General features: G+C 59.4%; 5 protein-coding genes. 4 read left to right on the top strand and 1 reads right to left on the bottom strand.

Features of this window, described 5'->3' with window-relative positions; genetic code table 11:
- Positions 1 to 263: 263 nt before the first annotated feature.
- Together rho and H1Y01_RS14945 are read left to right on the top strand one after the other, a co-directional pair.
- Positions 264 to 1,787 (top strand): transcription termination factor Rho, encoded by a 1,524-nt coding sequence (gene rho / locus H1Y01_RS14950; protein WP_180541312.1) that lies wholly within the window; start codon positions 264 to 266, stop codon positions 1,785 to 1,787.
- A gap of 212 nt (positions 1,788 to 1,999) precedes the next feature.
- The gene (locus H1Y01_RS14945; protein WP_180541310.1) at positions 2,000 to 3,766 is read left to right on the top strand and encodes a fibronectin type III domain-containing protein; all 1,767 of its coding nucleotides are present in this window, start codon (positions 2,000 to 2,002) and stop codon (positions 3,764 to 3,766) included.
- Here the strand turns inward: H1Y01_RS14945 and der are convergent.
- Positions 3,763 to 5,082 carry a ribosome biogenesis GTPase Der gene (gene der / locus H1Y01_RS14940; RefSeq protein ID WP_180541309.1) on the bottom strand — a complete coding sequence of 440 codons (1,320 nt, stop codon included), beginning with the start codon at positions 5,080 to 5,082 and terminating at the stop codon, positions 3,763 to 3,765. The two genes, H1Y01_RS14945 and der, sit on opposite strands and share 4 nt — an antisense overlap.
- A 23-nt stretch (positions 5,083 to 5,105) precedes the next feature.
- On the opposite strand from der, the gene H1Y01_RS14935 reads away from it, so the two are divergent.
- Both H1Y01_RS14935 and queD read left to right on the top strand, forming a co-directional pair.
- Positions 5,106 to 7,055: an ATP-dependent DNA helicase gene (locus H1Y01_RS14935; RefSeq protein ID WP_219341573.1), complete on the top strand. Its 1,950-nt coding sequence runs from the start codon at positions 5,106 to 5,108 to the stop codon at positions 7,053 to 7,055.
- On the top strand, positions 7,048 to 7,437 hold the full coding sequence (queD, locus tag H1Y01_RS14930; protein ID WP_180541308.1) for a 6-carboxytetrahydropterin synthase QueD: 390 nt from the start codon (positions 7,048 to 7,050) through the stop codon (positions 7,435 to 7,437). The genes H1Y01_RS14935 and queD overlap by 8 nt, the downstream gene beginning before the upstream one ends.
- Positions 7,438 to 7,548 lie beyond the last annotated feature (111 nt).

Below are 7,548 nucleotides of genomic sequence, written 5' to 3'. Positions count from 1 at the left end.
GAAATTTGGCAAGCGATAGCAACAACACAACAGATGTAATCCTCCCGCCTCAAGAGACTGCACCGGAGATTCCCGCCAGGGAAGCGCCTCAGGCGGATGGCCGGCCTGACACAAGTGACGTTTCGGCTACGGCCGGCCCCGCAACAGACGGCACCTCCCCGGAAATCGGTAGCGCCAATAGCAGTGCGGACACCCTGTCCGGCTCGCCGCGACCCGAGAACCGGCCCCATCAGAATCGTGGCGAAGGCCAGCGTCAGACCACTCTGGCCGCTCGCGCCCAGGGCGGCGACCGTGAAAAGCATCATCACGAACGGCGCGACCGCAATCATCAGAACTCGGAACGTCACGGGAATGAGCGGCCGCCGCAAACCAACGGCGCTCCGCCGTCCGCTCCGGTGGAAAGCGCGCCGGAAACACCTGCCGAAGGCGGTCCAACCGCCTCGACCGTGGCGATCACCCAACAGGGTCCCGGTCCCAATCAACAGGGACTGCGTCGCAGCCGCGGCGCCCAGCAGCAAGGCAAAACCGGCTCGCCGACGCTCGATCTCGTCGAACTGAAGGACATGAGCATTCTGAAGCTGAACCAGGTCGCCAAGGACCTGCAGGTTCCCGGCGGCGCGGGCCTCCGCAAGCAGGAACTCATCTTCAAAATTCTGCAAACCCAGGCTGAAAAGAGCGGGCTCATCTTCTCCGAAGGCGTACTCGAATGCCTCCCGGACGGCTTCGGCTTCCTCCGCGCCCCGGAATACAACTACCTTCCCGGCCCGGATGACGTGTACGTCTCCCCGTCCCAGATCCGCCGCTTCGATCTGCGAACCGGCGACACCATCAGCGGCCAGATTCGGCCCCCGAAAGAAGGCGAGCGCTACTTCGCGCTCATCAAGGTCGACGCCATCAACTTCGAACCGCCGGAGGAATCGCGCAATAAGATCTTCTTCGATAACCTCACGCCGCTCTATCCCAACGCCCGGCTCAAGCTGGAAACCACTCGCGACGGCTTCTCCGGCCGCGTGATGGACTTGCTGACGCCGATCGGCCGCGGCCAGCGCGGTCTTATCGTGGCGCCGCCTCGCACCGGTAAGACGATGCTGCTGCAGAGCATCGCCAATTCAATCACCGTCAATCAGCCCGAAGTAACGTTGATCGTTCTGTTGATTGACGAGCGCCCCGAAGAAGTCACGGACATGCAGCGCTCCGTGCGCGGCGAAGTGATCGCTTCCACCTTCGACGAACCGGCGACGCGCCACGTGCAAGTAGCCGAAATGGTCATCGAGAAGGCCAAGCGCCTGATCGAGCACAAGAAAGACGTCGTGATCCTGCTCGATTCGATCACCCGCCTCGCGCGCGCCTACAACACCATCGTTCCGCCCTCCGGTAAGGTACTCTCCGGCGGCGTCGATTCCAACGCGCTGCAGCGCCCCAAGCGCTTCTTCGGCGCGGCTCGCAACATCGAAGAAGGCGGCTCGCTGACCATCATCGCAACCGCGCTCATCGATACCGGCAGCCGTATGGACGATGTCATCTTCGAAGAGTTCAAGGGCACCGGCAACATGGAAATCCACCTCGACCGCAAACTGGTCGACAAGCGCGTGTTCCCGGCCATCGATATCAACAAGAGCGGCACCCGTAAGGAAGAGTTGCTGATGCCGCGCGAGGAACTGAACCGCGTCTGGATCCTCCGCAAGGTCCTCAATCCGCTCTCACCGGTGGAGAGTATGGAACTCCTGTTGGACAAACTGGGCAAGACCCGGTCCAACGCTGAATTCCTATCGGCCATGAGCGGCTAAGTTGGTTGTAAAACCTTCGTTTCATAACCAAAAATTAACGTAACATTCCCGCCAAAATTCGAATGCGGTAGGCAACTTCTTTGGGTGGATTGGTGTTATTCACACTAAACCCAATCATGCGCACTTAGTTCTATAGTGCGCACTTATGTGTTGTTTTCTGGAAAGAGACTTTCTTTCCAGCTAACTAACACCTAGAGGACACCTACGCCCGAATGAGTCGCTTGTTATTTAGTATCCTTGTGTCAGCCGTCTGCGCGTTCGCGCAGAACAACGTTCCGTCGGAATATCAGGCCATTTACACCCTCATAAACACCCAGCTCACTACCTTCGATTCGCAGGTACGCTCGGGATGGAATGGCGCGCCATATTCCTATATGACTTCGCCGCAGCTACTGGCGGCCTCGTCCGATCAATATACGAACCTGCTGACTACCGACTACTACACTCTATCGGTCGAGCCCGAACTCGTTTCGCTGCAGGCGCTGGGCGCTCAGGCCGTGACGGTCCATATCGACATGCCTATCTTGTATGAGCCGTTCTACGCGTCCAGCCCGACTCTCTATCAGCAGTTTGTCTCGTTTTATCAGCAGCTTGTTCAGGATGTCCACTCCCGCGGCATGAAGCTGATCGTCGAAACTACCGTCGGGAGCGCACTTACCGGCAATCTGGTCAGCGACTACGAGTCATTCTACGCGTCTCTGAACTGGCGGCAATATTTAGCCGCTCGCGCCGGCAACGCGCTGAATATAGCGCAACTCATCCAGCCGGATTACATGACCGTTCTTACCGAACCTGATTCCGAGGCGACCAACAGCGGTCAGACGAACGCCGGAACTCTTAACGGCAGCACCAATCTCCTCAAATGGATTCTGACCACGTTGAAATCGGGCAATGTGACCAATGTTTCCATTGGAGCCGGCGCGGGTACCTGGCTCGGTCAATACACTGAGTACATTCAAAACTACCTGCTTCAACCGATCGACTTCCTGGATATGCACCTCTATCCAGTCAACAACGATTACCTGCAGAACGCGGCCACCGGGGCCCAGATGGCCCACGCTGCCGGAAAGCAGGTTGGCATGAGCGAATGCTGGGACTGGAAAATCGCCAACGACGAGTTAGGCGTGTTGACTTACCCGACGATAGAAGCCCGGAACCCCTTTGGATTTTGGGCTCCTGAAGATCAACAGTTCCTCGCGACCCTGAAAGACCTCGGGCAAGCCGACGAATTCACATTCATCAGCCCGTTCTGGTCGCACTACTTCAACGCTTACGTAAGCTACACCGAGGATGGAAGCCTAAGCAGCAGCCAGGTCCTCACCGACTCCTATACGGCGGCCAACACGGCCTTGAACGCCGGTCGATATTCCTCAACCGGAACCTTTCTGGAATCGCTGCTGCTTTCCGCGCCCGACACAACCCCGCCTGCCGTTCCCGCGGCGCCCACTTTGACAGCGACGGGTTCGACGGAGGACCAAATAGCATGGACGCCGGACACGGATAACGTCGGCGTCGCTGGATACGCTGTCTTTCGGAACGGTACGCCGATCGCGAAGGTGAACGCCTGGAGCTATGTCGACACGGGATTAACCCCGGGCGCTACCTACGATTACCGGGTGCAGGCTTTTGACGCTTCCGGAAATTATTCGCCGTTCTCCGACGCTCTTGCCGTGGTAACGGTCAACACAACTCCGCCCACGGCGCCCTCCAACCTTGAGGTCACCGCGACGACGAGCGACTCCGTGTCGCTGTCGTGGACCGCTTCCTACGGGGATTACGGCATCGCGGGGTACACCATATCGAGAGGTACTTCCTCGACCGACATGACCTACATCGCCACCGGAGTTACCACGACAACTTACACCGATTCCCGCGCGCGACCGCAAACCACCTACTATTACGAAGTGAAGGCTTACATCACCGACGGGCTGAGCGGTCCGGAAAGCAATGTAGTCAGTACCACCACGCCGAAGAACTAACGCGCATTCTTCCGCGTCCGGGCGCGTTTGGCGGCATTGCGGGCACGCGTTTTCACCACGATCGGCGTGCCCGCGAACCCGAAGCGCTTGCGGATCTGGTTCGCGATGTAGCGCTCGTGCGAGAAGTGCAGGGGCGTGTTCTTGTCAGTGAACAGTACAAAGGTCGGCGGCCGAACCCCGGCCTGAGTAATGTACAGGATCTTCCGCTCCTCAAACTCCAAAGCCTGCAGGAAGCGGTTCAACTCGCCGGTAGTCACCCGCAGCGACGCCGCGTCGTTTACCTTGCGGATCATCCGAAACAGACCTTTCACGCCGTCGCCGCTCTTGGCCGATACGAACGTGACCGGCGCGTACTCCAGAAACTTGAGCTCGTCGCGTAAGTCCGCTTCGAACTTCCGCTTCATTCCTTCGCCGATCAGGTCCCACTTATTCACCACTAAGATCACGCCGCGGCCGCCCTCATGCGCGTAGCCCGCGATGGTCGCGTCCAGACTAAGCACCCCCTCCGTCGCATCCAGAACCACCAAAACGATATGCGCCATCCGTATATGACGGCGAGCCATCACGACGCTCAGTTTCTCGGCCATCAGCGTCGTCTTGCCCTTGCGCCGAATTCCGGCCGTGTCGACGAAGACGTACTCGATCCCGTTCTGCACGACGGTTTCATCGACCGCGTCGCGCGTGGTACCTGCGATGGGCGACACGATCGACCGGTCAATCCCCGTCAGCGCATTCAGCAGCGTCGACTTTCCTACATTGGGCCGTCCGATGATCGCGACCTTGATTTGCGGGAGATGCTCCGGCGCCGCGCTTTCGGGGAACCCCTGCGTCACATGATCGAGCATTTCGTCCACTCCGATCCCGTGCTCCGCCGACACGGGATACATCGAACGGATCCCCAGCCGGTAGAACTCATGCATCAGCGCGTCCTGCTTGATGGTGTCGGACTTGTTCACCGCCAAGGTCACCGGCCTGCCCAGCCGGAGCAGCATCTGCGCGAGATCGCGATCCGGCGCCGCAATCTCCGTTCGCCCGTCGACCAGAAAGATGATGTGCGAAGCGTGATCGAGAGCGACGCGGGCCTGTTTCAGAATCTGACTCGGAATATACTCCTCGTCGTTCACCACGATCCCGCCCGTATCGATGACCTCGAAGCGGCGCCCATCGTGCTCCGCGATGCCGTGAATGCGGTCGCGCGTGATGCCCGGCTCATCGCCGACAATCGACCGCCGTTCGCCCGTGATCCGATTGAACAGCGTCGACTTACCGACGTTCGGTCTGCCTACGATTACGACAGTGGGTAACTCCTCAGGCATCAGTTCAAAGTAACATCGGGTTAGTGGCTATCAGCCGTGTGCGCAAATCCGACTCCCCGAAATCCCACGCACACCGCTTCTTCGGACCCTATGGAGCTCTGGCGCAATGGCATCCCAATTACGAGTTCCGGCGCGGCCAGGTGGAGATGGCGGAAGCCGTCGAATCCGCGCTGCTCGACCGCCGGCATCTCCTCGTCGAAGCCGGCACGGGAACGGGGAAGACGCTCGCTTATCTCGTCCCCGCCATCCAGTCCGGCAAGCGCGTGATCATCTCTACGGGAACCAAGAACCTGCAGGAGCAGCTCTTCTTCAAAGACATCCCTTTCCTGCGCGACCACATCCAGCAGCCCATCGAAGTCTGCTATCTCAAGGGCCGCGCGAACTACGCCTGCCGGCAGAAGATCTACGAGTCCGATGCCGGTCAGGCGGTGTTCAGCGGATGGGAAGAGGTCGCGGATTTCCAGATCATCCGCGAGTGGGAAAAGACCACGGTGCATGGCGACCGCGCCGAGATCCGCACTTTACCGGAGCAGAGCGCCGCGTGGTCGAAGGTCGATGCACGCCGCGATCTGTGCGCCGGTCAGAAGTGCCCGCAGTTCGATCGGTGCTTCGTCACCGAGATGTACAAAAGAGCCGGCAAGAGCGACATCATCATCGTGAATCACCATCTGTTTTTCGCCGACCTCGCGTTGAAAAACGATGAGTTCGCCGGCATTCTTCCCGAATATCAGGCCGTGATCTTCGACGAAGCGCACGAAATCGAAGACATCGCCGGTCAATATTTCGGGGTTCAGGTCAGCAATTACCGGTTTCAGGAACTGCGCCGCGATACGGCGGTGATGTCGCGCATGAGAGAGTTCGGGTCGGCGGAATTGGACCGCGTGCTCGAGCGTCTGGACGAGCAATCCGCCCACTTCTTCTCCTTGTTGCCGGACGAAGAAGGCCGGGCGGCGTTTCATGGGCGAGCGGCATTCGTCGAGGCCAATCAGCGCCGCTATCTGGATCTGCTGGCGGCTCTGGAGCTTCTAAGCTCCCACTTGAAGTTGATCAACGACGCACCGGCCGAAGTTTCCCCCCTAATACGCCGCGCGAACGAACTTCGCGACAGCTTGCGATTCCTGCTGGAAAGCGATGACCCGCAATTCGTTTACTACATCGAGCGCCGCGGCCGCGGCTGTTTCCTGCAGGCCACGCCGATCGATGTATCGCAGATTCTAACGAAGCGTTTATTCGATACGGTACCGACCGTCGTGCTTGCCTCCGCAACGCTCGCGGTTGCCGGAAGTTTCGAGTTCACGGAACGCCGTCTCGGACTCGAAAACGCGCGGTCCCTCATCGTTCCCGGGCACTTCGATTACTCGAAACAAGCGCTCCTGTATGTCCCGCAGCAACTCCCGGACCCGCGCACGCCCGGCTTCCCGGCCCTCGCCGCCGATGAGATCGTGCGCATCCTGCGCGCGTCGCAGGGCCGCGCCTTCGTGCTCTTCACCAGCTATGGACAGATGCGGCTGGCGCATGAGCGTGTCTCGCGAGCGCTCGAATACCCGGTGCTGCTTCAAGGGACGGGACCGCGCGGCGCGTTACTCGAAGAATTCCAGAACACTCCCAATTGCGTCCTGTTCGCAACATCATCGTTCTGGCAGGGCGTCGACGTTCCCGGCGAACAGCTCAGCTGCGTGATTATCGACCGCCTGCCGTTCGCGGTTCCAAGCGATCCCGTGGTGGAAGCGCGCGTCAAAGCCATTCGCGATGCGGGCGGCAATCCGTTTTACGACTACCAGATTCCGCAAGCGGCGATCGCTTTGAAGCAGGGCTTCGGGCGCCTGATCCGCTCCGCTCGCGATCGCGGCGTTTTGGTCCTGCTGGATAATCGAATTACGAAGCAGCGTTACGGCCAGGTGTTCTTCGATTCCCTGCCCGACTACGCGTTTACAACCCATTTCAAAGACGTGGAAACCTTTCTCAATGTTTGAAGTAAGCGTCGAGCAGACGTTCGCCGCGGCTCATGCGCTCCGCAACTATCACGGCAAATGTGAAAACGTGCATGGCCATAACTACCGCGTGCAGGTGCGAGTGAGCGGTCCGGAGCTGGATGATGCGGGGATGCTGGTCGACTTTGTCGAACTCAAGCGCCTGCTTCGCGGGGCGATTGAGCGGCTCGACCATCAGTTCCTGAACGAGGTCGCGCCGTTCGACGATGTGAACCCTTCCGCGGAGAATATCGCGCGGTATTTCTTCGATGAGATCCACCGCGGTCTGCGGACCGAAACGGCAGCCGCAGTCGACGAAGTAAAAGTGTGGGAGACGGACATCCAGTATGCGAGTTACCGCCCCCCTCAGATCGCCGGCCGCTAACTACTCTGTCCAGTAAGTGACGAGCAGGCCTTCGCCGGCTACGTCCATATCTATCGCGTATTGCGAAAGCGGGAAGTCATCGTGGCCGTCGTCAGTTTCCAGCAGAAACTG

Source organism: Nevskia soli (assembly GCF_903970205.1).
GTDB lineage: Bacteria > Acidobacteriota > Terriglobia > Bryobacterales > Bryobacteraceae > Bog-113.
Note: the sequence above shows the minus strand (reverse complement) of the source record. Positions and strands in the feature narration are given on the sequence as shown.

What these genes read in the sequence shown, in the direction of transcription:
- H1Y01_RS14945 (WP_180541310.1), top strand. Translation starts at nt 2,000, where the DNA reads ATGAGTCGCTTGTTATTTAGTATCCTTGTGTCAGCCGTCTGCGCGTTC.
- queD (WP_180541308.1), top strand. Translation starts at nt 7,048, where the DNA reads ATGTTTGAAGTAAGCGTCGAGCAGACGTTCGCCGCGGCTCATGCGCTC.
- der (WP_180541309.1), bottom strand. Translation starts at nt 5,082, where the DNA reads ATGCCTGAGGAGTTACCCACTGTCGTAATCGTAGGCAGACCGAACGTC.